Below are 15,148 nucleotides of genomic sequence, written 5' to 3'. Positions count from 1 at the left end.
GTGACGGTCAACATGACCAAGGGTCAGGCCATCAGCCTGCAGAAGGACGACGGGGGCGCCCTGACCGCGGTGCGCATGGGGCTCGGCTGGCAAGCGGCCCCGAGGCGGGGCCTGTTCGGCACGCGCACGCGTGAGGTCGACCTGGACGCGTCGGCGGTCCTGTTCGCCGACAAGCAGCCGGTGGACGTCGTGTTCTTCCGTCACCTCGTCAGTGACGACGGCTCCGTGCGGCACACCGGTGACAACTTGGTCGGCGGTGTCGGCCAGGGCGGGGACGACGAGGCGATCCTCGTCGACCTGGCGCGGATCCCGGTCCACATCGACCAGATCGTCTTCACGGTGAACTCCTTCACGGGTCAGACGTTCCAGGAAGTGCAGAACGCCTTCTGCCGCCTGGTCGACGAGACCAACGGCCAGGAGCTCGCCCGGTACACACTCGACGGCGGCGGTCAGTACACCGCGCAGATCATGGCGAAGGTCCACCGCGCGGGCGCGGGCTGGCAGATGACGGCCATCGGCAATCCCGCCAACGGCCGCACGTTCCAGGACCTGATGCCGTCGATCCTGCCGCACCTGTAAGCACGCGGCACGACACGCGGCGCGAAACGCGGCACCCATGAGTGACGCGCGGCACCCATAAGTACAGAGGGCACGAGGGGGACGAAGGCGATGACGGCCGAGCTGGTCCGGGGGCAGAACCACCCGCTTCCCGGGACCCGTCTGGAGATCCGGGTCTCGGTCGGCAAGCCGATCGTGGCGGGGGTCACGCTCAGCGACGACCAGGGCAAGGTCCGCGGCACGGACTGGGTGGCCCATCCCGGCTCGCCCACGCTGCCGGGGCTCGAAGTGCCCCGGCAGGCGGCCGCCGACCACCGCCTCGCGGTGGACCTCGGCGCCGTGCCGGAAGCGGTCCACCGGGTCAACGTCCTCCTCGCGCTGCCCGTCGGCGTCGGGGGACCGGTCAGCTTCGGTTCCCTCGCCGCCCCCTTCGTCGCCGTCACCGCGCTCGACGGCTCCGAGGTCGCCAGCTACACCATCACCGACCTGGACGCCGAGTCCGCCGTCGTCGCCCTGGAGCTCTACCGCAGGCAGGGCGCCTGGAAGGTGCGCGCGGTCGGCCAGGGGTACGCGGGCGGCCTCGCCGACATGCTCACCGACCAGGGCCTGCCGCAGGCGCACGACCTCGCGGGCTCGATCAACGAAGCGGTGGCCCAGGGCCTGGCCCGCTCGGTGGCCGTGCCACCGCCCCGCCCCTCGGACGAGGCTCGCGTGCGGACGACGGGACAGACCGCGGCCCCCGGCCAGGGAGCACCGGGACCGGACGGCACCGCCGCCCCCCAGCCCGCCCCGGCGACGCACCAGCCGGGAGACGCGACCCCCGGCACGGGCGGCCCCGTCAACTACACCCACCCCAGCCGCCAGACCAGCGCACCGCCGCCGCCCCCGCCGGCCGCGGCCCCGGCCGAACCGGGCAGGACCGCCCAGCCCGTCGCGGGCGACGCCACCGGCTGGTCCATGGAGGAGCGCCTCTACAACCAGGTGTGGGGCATGTTCGAGGACCTGGCCCGCACGGCGGCCGCGTACCGAAGCGCCGTCGACTTCGCCGAGTCGCGCATGGACCAGGAGCTCGACAAGGTCCTCTCCGACCCGCGCAGCCGCATCGGTAACACCGGGGACATCGCGCGCGAGGCCGCCCGCGCCAAGCACGGCCTCCTCGTCGACCAGGCAAGGGCCGCCCTCGACCGCGATCTGGGCCAGCTCGCCGCCGAGTCCGAGGTCGTCGAGCCCGCCCTGCCCCTGGCGTTCGCCGGCTGGGACAGCCCGGTCTGGCACGCCTACCGCACGCCCATGGAGATCCCCATGGCGCTGCGCCTGGGAGATCTCCACCTTCCCGAGCGACCCGACCTGCACATCCCGATGCTGGTCAGGCTGCCCCTGGAGCGCGGTCTGTGGATCGACAGCGGCCGCTCGTCGGGCACGGACTCCGTGGTCGACACGGACCAGCTGCGCCGCCTCGCCATGGACAGCGCGGTCGCCCACGCCGCGCGGCTGCTCGCGGTCTACCCCGTGGACGAGTTCACGGTGCACGTCATCGACGCGGCGGGCTCCGCGGCCGGCGCGCTCACCCCGCTCACGGCGGCCGGAGTGCTCGCCGAGCCACCGGCCACCGGCGCCGCAGGAGTCTCCGCCGTACTCGCCAAGCTGACCCAGCGCGTGGACCTGGTGCAGATGGCGATCCGCGCGGGCGCCGCCGACGCGCTGCCGCCGGACCTGGACACCGCCGAGCAGCTCCTGATCGTCAACGACTTCCCGCACGGCTTCGACGACCGCGCCGTGACCCAGCTCCGCTACCTCGCGGACGAGGGCCCCGCGGTCGGCGTGCACCTGATGATGGTCGCCGACCGCGAGGACGCCGCCGAGTACGGCCCGTTGCTCGACCCGCTCTGGCGCGCGCTCCTGCGTCTGACCCCGGTGGCCGACGACCACCTCGCCGACCCCTGGGTCGGTCATGCGTGGACGTACGAGCCTCCGATGGTGCCGCCCGGCAGCCGGGTCCTTGAGCAGGTCCTGAACCAGGTCGCGCAGGCCCGCCGCACGGGCGGCCGCTGACCCCTCCCGACCTGCAGTTTTGGCTCTTGTTTGCCATCTTCTTTACTAATCCTTGGTACTTCACGTACTCTTCTTGCAGCGGAGGGGAGTACTCCCGAACGCGACGTGCCCGTCAATACGGACCGCCATCGGTCCCGGGGCGTCGGCCCGCGGGGCGGTGAGCCGCCTCGGGTGGAAGAGACCTCCGGCAGCGACGACGCTGATCAGTAGCCGTACGACGCCGGAGGCGCAGTGGACGTTTCAATGACCCTTTGGGTACTGACCATTCTTGGTCTGGTGGCCCTGATCGCGGTCGACTTCTTCATCGGCCGCAAGCCGCACGACGTATCGATCAAGGAAGCCGGAATCTGGACGGTCGTCTGGATCGTGCTGGCCGCGCTCTTCGGAGTGGGCCTGCTGATCTGGGGCGGCGGCCAGGCGGGCGGCGAGTTCTTCGCGGGCTTCATCACCGAGAAGTCACTGAGTGTCGACAACCTCTTCGTCTTCATCCTGATCATGGCGAAGTTCTCGGTGCCCAGCCATCTCCAGCAGCGAGTCCTGCTGTTCGGTGTGCTGATAGCGCTCGTCCTGCGAGCGATCTTCATCGCCGCCGGCGCGGCGGTCATCGCCAACTTCTCCTGGGTCTTCTACATCTTCGGCGCGTTCCTGATCTACACCGCCTGGAAGCTCATCCAGGAAGCACGCTCCGGCGATGACGAAGAGGAGTGGGAGGAGAACCGCCTCCTGAAGGCCGCCGAGAAGAAGTTCGGCGTCGCCGACCAGTACCACGGCACCAAGCTCTTCATCCAGAAGAACGGCAAGAAGATCATGACGCCGCTCATGATCGTCATGCTCGCCATCGGTACCACCGACCTGCTGTTCGCGATGGACTCGATCCCCGCGATCTTCGGCCTCACCCAGGACCCGTACATCGTCTTCACGGCGAACGCCTTCGCCCTGATGGGTCTGCGCCAGCTGTACTTCCTCATCGGCGGACTGCTCAAGAAGCTGGTCCACCTCAGCTACGGCCTCTCGGTCATCCTGGGCTTCATCGGCGTGAAGCTGGTCCTGCACGCCCTGCACGAGAACGGGGTGCACGTCCCCGAGATCTCCATCCCGGTCTCGCTCGGTGTCATCTGCGGTGTCCTGGTCATCACGACGATCACCAGCCTCATCGCCTCCAAGAAGCAGGCGGAGAAGGACGCGGCCGAGGGCACGGCCGACGAGAAGGACAGCATCGAGGCCTGACGGCGTCGGATACAGGAGTTACCAGCACTGGGAGTGGCCCGCGGCGATCTGCCGCGGGCCACTCCCAGTCGCGTGCCCGGTGAGCGCGAGGCAGCATCGAAGGCATGATCACTCGGCTCCGGGCACTCGTCACTCAGTGGACCGCGGTCGTGCCGGTCCTCGCCGTCGTCCTGCTCGCCTTCACCTGGGGACGCGATCTGCCGGGCGTGGGCGTGGCGGTGGTGACCCTCGTGCTCTGCGGTGCCGTACTCGCCGCCGTGCACCACGCCGAGGTGATCGCGCACCGGGTCGGTGAACCCTTCGGCTCGCTCGTCCTCGCGGTCGCCGTGACCATCATCGAGGTCGCGCTGATCGTCACACTCATGGCCGACGGCGGCGACAAGAGTTCCACGCTGGCCCGCGACACCGTGTTCGCCGCCGTGATGATCACCTGCAACGGCATCATCGGCCTGTGTCTGCTGGTGGGCGCCCTCCGCCACCGCATCGTCAACTTCCAGTCCGAGGGCACCGGCGCCGCCCTCGCGACCGTCGCCACGCTCGCCACCCTCAGCCTGGTCCTGCCGACCTTCACCACGACCAAGCAGGGCCCGGAGTTCTCCACGGCGCAGCTCACCTTCGCCGCCCTCGCCTCGCTCGTCCTGTACGGCCTGTTCGTGGCCACGCAGACCGTGCGCCACCGCGAGTACTTCCTGCCGATCACCCGCAAGGGCGAGGTGATCGACTCCGAGGACGCGGGCGGGCCCTCCAGCCGCACCGCCGTGATCAGCCTGGGCCTGCTCGCCCTCGCCCTGATCGGCGTGGTCGGCCTCGCCAAGGGGGTCTCGCCGACCATCGAGTCCGGTGTGGAGAGCGCCGGCATGCCGCACGCCGTGGTCGGCGTGATCATCGCGATGCTCGTGCTGCTCCCGGAGACCATCGCGGCCGTGCGCGCCACCCGCCGCGACCGGGTGCAGACCAGCCTCAACCTCGCCCTCGGGTCCGCGATGGCCAGCATCGGCCTGACCATCCCGGCCGTCGCGGTCGCCTCCGTCTGGCTCTCCGGGCCGCTGGTGCTCGGACTCGGCCCGACCCACATGGTGCTGCTCGCGCTCACATTGATCGTCGGCACGCTCACGGTGGTGCCGGGGCGCGCCACGCTGCTGCAGGGCGGCGTCCATCTGGTGCTGTTCGCGGCGTACTTGGAGCTCGCGGTCACGCCGTGACGAGTGCGGTCACGCCGTGGCGGGGGCGGGTTCCGGAACGGGGCGCGTCTCGGGCAGCAGGGCGAAGCAGCCGAGGCTCAGCAGGGCGACGGCCGTCAGATACGCCGCGACGCCCCAGGGAGTGCCCTCGCCCTGCGCCACCGCCGTCGCCACGATCGGGGTGAGCGCGCCCCCGAGCACCCCGCCCAGGTTGTAGCCCACCGCGGCACCCGTGCAGCGCACCCGCGGCTCGTACAGCTCGGGCAGGTAGGCGGCGATCACGGCGAACATCGTGATGAACGCGAGCATCGCCACCAGGAAGCCGAGGAACATCAGCAGTGGCTCGCCGGTCGCGAGCAGCGCGATCATCGGGAACATCCAGAGCGCTGTGAGCGCGCACCCCAGCAGACACAGGGGCCGCCGTCCGTACCGGTCACCGAGCATCGCGGCCACGGGCGTCAGCGCGCCCTTCACCACGACCGCCGCCATGATGCAGGCGAGCATGACCGTACGGCTCACGTCGAGCTTCTCCACCGCGTAGGCGAGGGACCATGTCGTCACGGCGTAGAACACGGCGTACCCGACGGCGAGCGCGCCCGCCGTGAGCAGGACGAGCCGCCAGTGGTCGCGCACCACTTCGGCGAGCGGCACGCGCGCGTGCTCCCGCAGTTCCAGGAAGCTCGGGCTCTCCGCGAGGGACGTGCGCAGCGCGAGCCCGGCCGCCGCGAGCACGCCCGCGGCCCAGAACGGCACGCGCCATCCCCAGGAGGCGAACTGCGCGTCGGTGAGGGTCGCCGAGAGCGTCAGCATGATCCCGTTGGCGAGCAGAAACCCGAGCGGCGGCCCCATCTGCGGAAAGCTCGACCACAGCCCCCGCCGCTCGGCCGGCGCGTGCTCGGCGGTCAGGAGCACCGCCCCGCCCCACTCCCCGCCGAGCCCGAGCCCTTGGAGGAACCGCAGCACGAGGAGCAGCACCGGAGCGGCGGTCCCGATCGAGTCGTACGTGGGCACACAGCCGACGGCGACCGTGGCGAGCCCCGTCAGGAGCAGCGAGCCGACGAGCACGGGCCGGCGCCCGCGCCGGTCACCGATGTGCCCGAAGAGGACGGACCCGAGGGGCCGCGCCACAAAGCCCACTCCGAATGTCGCGAAGGCGGCGAGAGTTCCCGCCAGCGGGGAGAAAGTGGGGAAGAACAGAGGGCCGAGTACGAGGGCCGCGGCCGTCCCGTAGATGAAGAAGTCGTAGAACTCGATGGCGGTCCCGGCGAGCGAGGCGGCCGCGAGCCGTGGCAGAGAGGGCGTCTTGGCAGGGGCTTCGGCGGGGGAGTGGATCTTGCGCATGCCGCGTCAACTACCCACTGTGACGGCCGGTTACGGGGGCGTGCGGAGGTGCGGAGAGATCCCTCAGTACGCTGACGGCATGACGCGCACTCTTGCCAACGCCCCGATCATGATCTTGAACGGCCCCAATCTGAACCTGCTCGGTCAGCGCCAGCCCGAGATCTACGGCTCCGACACCCTCGCCGACGTCGAGGCGCTGTGCGCCAAGGCGGCGGCCGCGCACGGCGGCACGGTGGATCTGAGGCAGAGCAACCACGAGGGTCAGTTGGTGGACTGGATCCACGAGGCACGCGAGCACCACGCGGGCATCGTCATCAACCCCGCCGCCTACTCGCACACGTCAGTCGCGATCCTGGACGCGCTCAACACCTGTGACGGAATGCCGGTGTTGGAGGTCCACATCTCCAACATCCATCAGCGCGAGGCCTTCCGGCACCACTCGTACGTCTCCCAGCGCGCCGACGGCGTCATCGCGGGGTGCGGTGTGCAGGGGTACGCGTTCGCGGTGGAGCGGGTGGCGGCGCTGGTCGCTCACCAGCCGCGCTGACGCCACTCGGCGAGGTGCGGGCGCTCGGTGCCGAGCGTCGTGTCGTTCCCATGGCCGGGGTAGACCCAGGTCTCGTCGGGGAGCGTGCCGAAGATCTTCGTCTCGACGTCGTGCAGCAGACTCGCGAAGGCCTGCGGGTCCTTGTGGGTGTTGCCGATACCGCCGGGGAAGAGGCAGTCGCCGGTGAAGACGTGCGGGTGGCCGTGCGGGTCGTCGTACACGAGGGCGATCGAGCCCGGCGTGTGGCCGACGAGGTGGCGCGCGGTGAGGGAGACGTGGCCGACGTTCACGGTGTCGCCGTCCGAGAGCGGGACGTCCGTGGGCACGGGGATGCCGACGGTGTCCTCGCGCCCCGCGTAGGTCCGGGCGCCGGTGGCCTCGACGACCGCGGCGAGGGCCTGCCAGTGGTCGCCGTGCTGATGAGTGGTGACGACGGACGCGATGCCGTCGTCACCGATCAGCGTGAGCAGCGTCGAGGAGTCGTTCGCCGCGTCGATCAGGAGCTGCTCGTCCGTGGCCCGGCAGCGCAGCAGATAGGCGTTGTTGTCCATCGGGCCGACGGCGACCTTCGAGATCATCAGGTCCTGCAGCTCGTGCACATCCGCACCGCCGCCGACCTTCACTGCTCCGCTGTACGTCATGTTCCTCAGCCTATAGCGGCGGCAGGGAGGGCAGGAGACCGCCTTCGGCCGTCAAGGCGGAGCCGTCACGACGGCCGGAGAGCCAGCCGACCACGTCGGACGCGGGACCCGAAACAGTGACCTCGGGTTCGCCGTCCCGGCCGGTGCTCCACGCGTGCGTGCCGTCCGTCACCCGCGTCGGCGGCACATCGGTGTTCCCGGAGAAGCGAGCCGTCAGGAACGCGATCTCCCGCTGCACGAATTCCTCCGGCAGGTCTTCGAGCTCGTACCCGATGCCGAGGTCGACGTGGTGCAGCTCGACCTCGACCCACCGCCGGAACGGCACCCGGGACGCGGAGTCGGTTACTCCGTTGCGCAGCTCCACGGTGCGGGACCAGTCCGCGGGGATCTCGCCCGCCGCGTCGAAGCGCGCCGAGGCTTCGCGCAGGTCACGGAGCTGCTCGGTCAGCGGCCGGGGCGCGTCCCGTGCGATGTCCGCGTCCCGCGCGTCGCCGCTGACGTACATGGGCCGACCGGCCAGCACGTTCACGAGCGCGTCCGCGTTCCGGGCGAGGTGGGCGAGGACATGACCGCGGGTCCAGCCCGGAAGGCGTGACGGCTCGGCAGTCGAATCGTTGTTCAGTTTCGCGGCTGCGGTGAGCAGCCGGTCGGTCGCGTCACGTACAGACGCCAGGTCGCGCACATGATCAATCATGCGCCCGACGATAGTCGCGCCACACGTTCGGGTGAAGGTGTCGGAGCAGGGCCGCAAATCGAATGCACGTGCTATATGGTCGGACGCGGCATCGGGCATTCTTGGTAGTCCGGGTTTGTTATAGCCCAGGGCATCCGCCCCGGCGTTGTCAGTGGCTCGCCCTAGTCTGTGAATGACGGGGGTCCCGCCCCTGTCACTTCTCTCAAGAAAGGTGCGGACCGGCGTGGCCGACCGTCTCATCGTCCGTGGCGCGCGCGAGCACAATCTCAAGAACGTCTCGCTCGACCTCCCGCGCGACTCCCTCATCGTCTTCACCGGGCTCTCCGGGTCGGGCAAGTCCTCGCTCGCGTTCGACACGATCTTCGCCGAGGGCCAGCGGCGGTACGTGGAGTCGCTCTCCTCGTACGCCCGGCAGTTCCTCGGTCAGATGGACAAGCCGGACGTCGACTTCATCGAGGGCCTCTCGCCCGCGGTCTCCATCGACCAGAAGTCGACCTCGCGCAACCCGCGCTCCACGGTCGGCACCATCACCGAGGTCTACGACTACCTCCGCCTGCTCTTCGCGCGCATCGGCAAGCCGCACTGTCCCGAGTGCGGCCGCCCCATCTCCCGGCAGTCGCCGCAGGCCATCGTCGACAAGGTCCTTGAGCTGCCGGAGGGCAGCCGCTTCCAGGTCCTCTCGCCGCTGGTGCGCGAGCGCAAGGGCGAGTTCGTCGACCTCTTCGCCGACCTCCAGACCAAGGGCTACAGCCGCGCGCGGGTCGACGGCGAGACGATCCAGCTCTCCGAGCCGCCCACGCTGAAGAAGCAGGAGAAGCACACCATCGAGGTGGTCATCGACCGCCTCACGGTGAAGGACTCCGCCAAGCGCCGCCTGACCGACTCCGTGGAGACCGCGCTCGGCCTCGCCGGAGGCATGGTCGTGCTCGACTTCGTCGACCTCCCCGAGGACGACCCCGAGCGCGAGCGCATGTACTCGGAGCACCTGTACTGCCCGTACGACGACCTGTCCTTCGAGGAGCTCGAGCCCCGCTCCTTCTCCTTCAACTCGCCCTTCGGCGCCTGCCCGGACTGCACCGGGATCGGCACGCGCATGGAGGTCGACCCCGAGCTGATCGTCCCGGACGAGGACAAGTCGCTCGACGAGGGCGCCATCCACCCCTGGTCGCACGGCCACACCAAGGAGTACTTCGGGCGGCTCGTCGGCGCGCTCGCCGACGCCCTCGGCTTCTCCACGGACATGCCCTGGGCGGGCCTGCCGCAGCGCGCCAAGAAGGCCCTCCTGAACGGCCACAAGACGCAGATCGAGGTGCGGTACCGCAACCGGTACGGCCGCGAGCGGGTCTACACCACCGCCTTCGAAGGCGCCGTCCCCTTCGTCAAGCGCCGCCACAGCGAGGCCGAGAGCGACGCGAGCCGCGAGCGCTTCGAGGGCTACATGCGCGAGGTGCCCTGCCCCACCTGTGAGGGCACGCGCCTCAAGCCGATCGTCCTGGCCGTCTCGGTCATGGGGAAGTCCATCGCCGAGGTCTCGGCGATGTCCATCAGCGACTGCGCGGACTTCCTTGCCGAGCTGAAGCTGGGCGCCCGCGACAAGAAGATCGCCGAGCGCGTCCTGAAGGAGGTCAACGAACGGCTGCGGTTCCTGGTCGACGTCGGCCTGGACTATCTCTCCCTGAACCGCGCGGCGGGCACCCTCTCCGGAGGCGAGGCCCAGCGCATCCGCCTGGCCACGCAGATCGGCTCGGGCCTCGTCGGTGTCCTCTACGTACTGGACGAGCCGTCCATCGGTCTGCACCAGCGCGACAACCACCGCCTGATCGAGACCCTCGTGCGCCTGCGCGACATGGGCAACACGCTCATCGTCGTCGAACACGACGAGGACACCATCAAGGTCGCCGACTGGGTCGTCGACATCGGCCCCGGCGCGGGCGAGCACGGCGGCAAGGTCGTGCACAGCGGCTCCATGAAGGAGCTCCTGTCCAACCCGGACTCGGTGACCGGGCAGTATCTGTCGGGCAAGAAGTCCATCCCGGTGCCGGACATCCGACGCCCGGCGGACCCCTCCCGTCAGCTGACGGTGCACGGCGCCCGGGAGAACAACCTCCAGGACATCGACGTCTCCTTCCCGCTCGGCGTCCTCACCGCCGTCACGGGTGTCTCGGGCTCCGGCAAGTCGACGCTCGTGAACGACATCCTCTACACGCACCTGGCGCGCGAGCTGAACGGCGCCCGGTCCGTCCCCGGACGGCACACGCGCGTGGAAGGCGACGACCTCGTCGACAAGGTCGTGCACGTCGACCAGTCGCCCATCGGCCGCACCCCGCGGTCGAACCCCGCGACGTACACCGGAGTCTTCGACCACGTCCGCAGGCTGTTCGCGGAGACGATGGAGGCGAAGGTCCGGGGCTATCTCCCCGGCCGCTTCTCCTTCAACGTCAAGGGCGGTCGCTGCGAGAACTGCTCCGGTGACGGCACGATCAAGATCGAGATGAACTTCCTCCCGGATGTGTACGTCCCTTGCGAGGTCTGCCACGGGGCGCGCTACAACCGCGAGACGCTGGACGTCCACTACAAGGGCAAGTCCATCGCTGAGGTCCTGGACATGCCGATCGAGGAGGCGCTCGACTTCTTCGAGGCGGTGCCGGCCATCTCCCGCCACCTGCGCACGCTCAACGACGTGGGTCTGGGGTACGTCCGGCTCGGTCAGTCCGCGCCGACGCTCTCCGGAGGCGAGGCCCAGCGCGTGAAGCTGGCCTCCGAGCTCCAGAAGCGCTCGACGGGCCGGACCGTCTACGTCCTGGACGAGCCGACCACCGGTCTGCACTTCGAGGACATCAGCAAGCTGATCTCGGTCCTGTCCGGCCTGGTCGACAAGGGCAACACGGTCATCGTCATCGAGCACAACCTCGACGTCATCAAGACCGCGGACTGGGTCGTCGACATGGGCCCCGAGGGAGGCAACGGCGGCGGTCTCGTCGTCGCCGAGGGCACGCCCGAGGAGGTCGCCGGAGTCCCGACGAGCCACACGGGCAAGTTCCTGCGGGACATCTTGGTGGCGGACCGCATCAGTGACGCGGTTCCTTCGCGGGGGCGTAAGCGGGTCGCTGCCGCGGCGGTGAAGAAGCCGGCGGCGGCCAAGGCCACCGCCAAGACGGCCGCCGCCAAGAAGGCGGCTTCCAAGGCGGCGCCGGTCAAGAAGGCCGCCGCAAAGACGGCGACTGCCAAGAAGGCCCCTGCCAAGAAGGCCACCAAGGCTCGTAGGGCCTGATGTAGCCGTGCGCACTCGCGGTGCGCTGTGGCTGGTCGCGCAGTTCCCCGCGCCCCTTCGGGGCGCCCCTGAACGGGCCGCCGGACAAGTTCCCTTGTCCCGCGGCCCGTTCGCGTGGTCGCCTGGGGCGCATGACCGTACGTACGGAACGCCAAGGCCCCGTCACCACCATCGTGTTGTCGCGTCCCGATGTGCGGAACGCGGTCGACGGGCCCACCGCCCGCGCCCTCGCCGACGCGTTCCGTGCCTTCGACGCGGATCCCGACGCGTCCGTCGCCGTGTTGTGGGGCGAAGGCGGCACCTTCTGTGCCGGTGCCGACCTCAAGGCCATCGGGACACCGGCCGGGAACGAGGTGACCGAGAAGGGCGACGGGCCCATGGGACCGACCCGCATGCGCCTTTCCAAGCCCGTCATCGCGGCGATCTCCGGACATGCCGTCGCCGGAGGCCTGGAGCTCGCGCTCTGGTGCGATCTGCGGGTCGCCGACGAGGACGCCGTACTGGGAGTCTTCTGCCGCCGCTGGGGCGTCCCGCTCATCGACGGCGGGACCGTGCGGCTGCCACGGCTCATCGGCGAGAGCCGGGCCATGGACCTGGTGCTCACCGGCCGCCCCGTCCCCGCGGCGGAGGCGCTCGCGATGGGCCTGGTCAACCGGACCGTACCGCCGGGCACCTGCCGCGCCGCGGCCGAACGCCTCGCCGGGGAGATCGCCGCGTTCCCCCAGACCTGCCTCCGCAACGACCGGCTGTCCGTCCAGGAACAGGGCGGCCTGACCGAGGAGGAAGCGATGGCGGGTGAACTGCACCACGGCCTGCGGTCCCTCGCCGATGCGGCGGAGGGCGCGGCCCGTTTCGCCGCCGGGGCGGGACGGCACGGCACGTTCACGGACGACTGAGACGCCGCCTCACTCCTGCGACGCGGCGGCCCCGGGCCCGGAGTCGGACTCAGCAGGCTCCAGGAACTGCATGTCCAGCTGGATCTTCACCACGTCGCCGAGCATCCCGGCGCCGAAGTCGAGGCCGTAGTCGCTGCGCTTGATCTCGCCGGTCGCCTCGAAGCCCGCATGGCGCCGGGAGTCGCCAGGGAACGCCTGGAGCCCGCCGAACTCGACGGCGAGGGTGATGGGTTTCGTGACGTCCCCGATGGTCAGTTCGCCCTCCAGGGTCCACTCGTCCTCCTTGCCGATGACCCGCGTCGAGCGGAACGTCATCGTGGGGCGGCGCTCCACGTCGAGGAGGTCCGGCGCGCGGACGTGGGCGTCGCGGTCCTTGTTGCCGGTGTCGATCGAGGCCAGGGCGATGGTCGCCGTCACCGATGAGGTCTCGGCCCTCTCGCCCACGACAAGCCCGGCCGTTACCTCCGTGAACCGCCCCCGCACCTTCGAGATCCCGAGATGGCGGATGGTGAAGTTGACGGCGGAGTGGAACGGGTCGATCTCCCAGCTCCCGGCGGGGAGCGGAAGCGCGGTCGTCGGGACGGCGCTCATGGCGGGGGCGGTGCTCGTCGCAGTGGCAGTACTCGTGTCAGAAGTCATGCCGTCCACGATGCGAGGCCGCCCGCACCCGAGGAAGGCCGAGCCGAGGCTGGTAGTGACAGGGCCACGATCCGGCCCGGGGACGGCTGGTACGTTCGGCCGGTGAGCGACAACGAGCTCGGCACCTTCCTGCGCACCTGCCGCGAAGCGGTCACGCCCGCCGAAGTCGGCCTGCCCACCGGCCCCCGGCGCCGCACGCCCGGCCTGCGCCGCTCCGAGGTCGCCACGCTCGCCGGCGTCAGCGTCGAGTACCTCGCCCGCCTCGAACAGGGCCGCGACCGCCACCCGTCCCCGCAGGTGATGGGCGCGCTCGCCGACGCGCTGCGGCTCTCCATGGAGGAACGCCTCCACCTGCGCCGCCTGGAGAAGGCGACGACCGGCGACCCCTGCTGCCCGACACCGAGCGTGCCGTCCCGGTCGGTGCGCCCCACCGTGCGGACGCTCATCGAACGCCTGGAGCCCACCCCCGCCGTCCTGTTCAACCGGCTCAGCGATGTCCTCGCGTACACCTCGGGCTATGAGCGGATCGTGCGGCCCATCGGGCTCCTCGACGACGAGCGGCCCAATCTCATCCGGTTCCTGTTCGCCGACGAGCGGGCCCGCGCCGCCTACCCCGAGTGGGACCAGGTCGCCGACGAACTGGTCGCGTCGCTCCGCGCCGAGTCCATGCTCGCCGACCCCCATGCCGAGGGATTCGCCGACGAGTTGACCGTCATGGCCGGTGCGCCCTTCGCCGACCGGATGTCGGTCGTGCCGCGGCTGCCCCGGCACAGCGGCGTCGCGAGCCTGACGCATCCGGAGGTCGGGGCGGTGCGGCTGTCGTACGAGACGCTGACGCTGCCCGACACCGACGGCCAGCGCCTGGTCGTCCACCTGCCGGCCGACGAGGCCTCAGCGGCCGCGCTCGACCGCCTCAACGGCCGCAGGCCGGGCGGACTCCGCGCGGTGACGGGCTGACCGCGGAGTCCGCATGCGGGCCCGCCTCACCCCAACTCCTTCGCGTACGGGGGCTCGGCGCCCGCGCGGGACACGGTGACGGCGGCCGCGCGTGCCGCGAAGTGCAGGACCTCGCCCCAGATGTCGGCGCCGAGGCCGGACAGGGACTCCGCGGACAGCGCGTCCCGGGCGGAAAGCCCGTGCAGCAGTGCCGCGTTGACCGTGTCGCCCGCGCCGATGGTGTCCACCACGTCGACCCGCTCGCCCGGCACGGACCACTCCCCGCCGTCGCGCGTGAAGACGGTGAGACCCTCGCCGCCCCGCGTCATCACCACCGCGCCGGGCCCGGACGCGAGCCACTCGCGCGGCGTGCCGCCGAGCCAACTCGCGTCGTCCTGCGACAACTTGAGCAGGGAGACCGACGGCAGCCAGCTCTTGAACCGGGCCCTGTAGGCGTCCGCGTCCGGGATCAGGCCCGCCCGGATGTTGGGGTCGAGCGCCGTGAAGACGCCCCGCGCCGCCTCCCGGCGCATCAGCTCCTCGTACGCGCTCGCGCCCGGTTCGAGGACGAGCGAGCACGTGCCGAACGACACCGCGCGTACGGCGTCGGGCAGCCGCTCCGGGGCCGTGAAGAGCCGGTCCGCCGTGCCCTCGACGTAGAAGGAGTAACCGGCGGAGCCGTCCGCGCCGATCGAGGCGACCGCCAGCGTCGTCGGCTCGGGACCCCGCTGGACGTACGCCACCTCGACACCCGCGGCCCGCAACCCGTCGACCAGCGCCTCGCCGAACGCGTCCGCCGAGATCCGCGAGCAGAAGGCCACGGGGGAGCCGAGACGGCCGAGGGCCACCGCGGTGTTGTACGGACCGCCGCCGAGCCGCGGGGCGAGCGCGGCCAACCCGGCATCACCACGGCCGGAGGCACCGGCGGTCTCCTGCGGGACCAGGTCGATCAGGGCCTCTCCGGCGACGACGATCACGGGTGGTTCCTCTCGGCTCTGCGGCGGTGGCTCCCCGGTTTCCGCCGGTTTCCGCCACAGGCTAGGCCTTCCCGGCGGGCCAGGACCGACACGGGCGGCACTCGGGCACGGCCGCGCCCAACGCGGGCAGGCGGCACCCCACCGGTATGGTCTGATCCGTCACTGAAGCGACCGACCTGTGGAGATTC

General features: G+C 70.6%; 13 protein-coding genes. 8 read left to right on the top strand and 5 right to left on the bottom strand.

Annotated features, from left to right (window positions below; genetic code table 11):
• From ACWGI2_RS09620 to ACWGI2_RS09605, 4 genes are all read left to right on the top strand, one after another.
• The gene (locus ACWGI2_RS09620) at positions 1-579 is read left to right on the top strand and encodes a TerD family protein (protein ID WP_344521847.1); all 579 of its coding nucleotides are present in this window, start codon (positions 1-3) and stop codon (positions 577-579) included.
• 90 nt (positions 580-669) lie between these two features.
• Positions 670-2,610, top strand: a complete 1,941-nt coding sequence (locus tag ACWGI2_RS09615; RefSeq protein ID WP_453694809.1) for a TerD family protein — start codon at positions 670-672, stop codon at positions 2,608-2,610.
• A 231-nt stretch (positions 2,611-2,841) separates the two neighbouring features.
• Positions 2,842-3,837 carry a TerC/Alx family metal homeostasis membrane protein gene (locus tag ACWGI2_RS09610; protein WP_443032617.1) on the top strand — a complete coding sequence of 332 codons (996 nt, stop codon included), beginning with the start codon at positions 2,842-2,844 and terminating at the stop codon, positions 3,835-3,837.
• Between the two features lie 104 nt (positions 3,838-3,941).
• A complete protein-coding gene (locus ACWGI2_RS09605) occupies positions 3,942-5,039 on the top strand; it encodes a calcium:proton antiporter (RefSeq protein ID WP_453694808.1) in 1,098 nt (365 codons plus the stop codon).
• 9 nt (positions 5,040-5,048) lie between these two features.
• On the opposite strand, the gene ACWGI2_RS09600 is transcribed toward ACWGI2_RS09605, so the two are convergent.
• On the bottom strand, positions 5,049-6,359 hold the full coding sequence (locus ACWGI2_RS09600; RefSeq protein WP_453694807.1) for an MFS transporter: 1,311 nt from the start codon (positions 6,357-6,359) through the stop codon (positions 5,049-5,051).
• 79 nt (positions 6,360-6,438) lie between these two features.
• Here ACWGI2_RS09600 and aroQ point away from each other — a divergent pair, with 79 nt between their 5' ends.
• On the top strand, positions 6,439-6,906 hold the full coding sequence (aroQ, locus tag ACWGI2_RS09595; RefSeq protein WP_453401636.1) for a type II 3-dehydroquinate dehydratase: 468 nt from the start codon (positions 6,439-6,441) through the stop codon (positions 6,904-6,906).
• Here aroQ and ACWGI2_RS09590 read toward each other — a convergent pair.
• On the bottom strand, positions 6,891-7,547 hold the full coding sequence (locus ACWGI2_RS09590; RefSeq protein WP_453694806.1) for an MBL fold metallo-hydrolase: 657 nt from the start codon (positions 7,545-7,547) through the stop codon (positions 6,891-6,893). The genes aroQ and ACWGI2_RS09590 overlap by 16 nt on opposite strands.
• Before the next feature lie 10 nt (positions 7,548-7,557).
• Entirely contained in the window at positions 7,558-8,241 is a 684-nt protein-coding gene (locus ACWGI2_RS09585; RefSeq protein ID WP_453694805.1) for a maleylpyruvate isomerase family mycothiol-dependent enzyme, read from the bottom strand.
• A gap of 223 nt (positions 8,242-8,464) precedes the next feature.
• Here ACWGI2_RS09585 and uvrA point away from each other — a divergent pair, with 223 nt between their 5' ends.
• Entirely contained in the window at positions 8,465-11,512 is a 3,048-nt protein-coding gene (gene uvrA, locus ACWGI2_RS09580; RefSeq protein ID WP_453694804.1) for an excinuclease ABC subunit UvrA, read from the top strand.
• A 131-nt stretch (positions 11,513-11,643) separates the two neighbouring features.
• Positions 11,644-12,408, top strand: a complete 765-nt coding sequence (locus ACWGI2_RS09575; RefSeq protein WP_453694803.1) for a crotonase/enoyl-CoA hydratase family protein — start codon at positions 11,644-11,646, stop codon at positions 12,406-12,408.
• A 9-nt stretch (positions 12,409-12,417) separates the two neighbouring features.
• Here the strand turns inward: ACWGI2_RS09575 and ACWGI2_RS09570 are convergent, their stop codons facing one another.
• Complete coding sequence (locus ACWGI2_RS09570) at positions 12,418-13,047, bottom strand: YceI family protein (protein ID WP_453694802.1); 630 nt, start codon at positions 13,045-13,047, stop codon at positions 12,418-12,420.
• 102 nt (positions 13,048-13,149) lie between these two features.
• Between ACWGI2_RS09570 and ACWGI2_RS09565 the strand changes: the two genes are divergently transcribed.
• Entirely contained in the window at positions 13,150-14,004 is an 855-nt protein-coding gene (locus ACWGI2_RS09565) for a helix-turn-helix domain-containing protein (protein WP_453694801.1), read from the top strand.
• A 26-nt stretch (positions 14,005-14,030) separates the two neighbouring features.
• Here ACWGI2_RS09565 and ACWGI2_RS09560 read toward each other — a convergent pair whose 3' ends face one another.
• The gene (locus tag ACWGI2_RS09560; protein ID WP_453694800.1) at positions 14,031-14,960 is read right to left on the bottom strand and encodes a carbohydrate kinase family protein; all 930 of its coding nucleotides are present in this window, start codon (positions 14,958-14,960) and stop codon (positions 14,031-14,033) included.
• Positions 14,961-15,148: the final 188 nt, after the last annotated feature.

Source organism: Streptomyces sp. NPDC054866 (assembly GCF_053610745.1).
Note: the sequence above shows the minus strand (reverse complement) of the source record. Positions and strands in the feature narration are given on the sequence as shown.

Excerpts from the sequence above, each read along its gene's own strand:
- ACWGI2_RS09600 (WP_453694807.1), bottom strand. The coding sequence starts at position 6,359 with ATGCGCAAGATCCACTCCCCCGCCGAAGCCCCTGCCAAGACGCCCTCT.
- ACWGI2_RS09585 (WP_453694805.1), bottom strand. The coding sequence starts at position 8,241 with ATGATTGATCATGTGCGCGACCTGGCGTCTGTACGTGACGCGACCGAC.
- aroQ (WP_453401636.1), top strand. The coding sequence starts at position 6,439 with ATGACGCGCACTCTTGCCAACGCCCCGATCATGATCTTGAACGGCCCC.
- ACWGI2_RS09590 (WP_453694806.1), bottom strand. The coding sequence starts at position 7,547 with ATGACGTACAGCGGAGCAGTGAAGGTCGGCGGCGGTGCGGATGTGCAC.
- ACWGI2_RS09605 (WP_453694808.1), top strand. The coding sequence starts at position 3,942 with ATGATCACTCGGCTCCGGGCACTCGTCACTCAGTGGACCGCGGTCGTG.
- ACWGI2_RS09615 (WP_453694809.1), top strand. The coding sequence starts at position 670 with ATGACGGCCGAGCTGGTCCGGGGGCAGAACCACCCGCTTCCCGGGACC.
- ACWGI2_RS09570 (WP_453694802.1), bottom strand. The coding sequence starts at position 13,047 with ATGACTTCTGACACGAGTACTGCCACTGCGACGAGCACCGCCCCCGCC.
- ACWGI2_RS09575 (WP_453694803.1), top strand. The coding sequence starts at position 11,644 with ATGACCGTACGTACGGAACGCCAAGGCCCCGTCACCACCATCGTGTTG.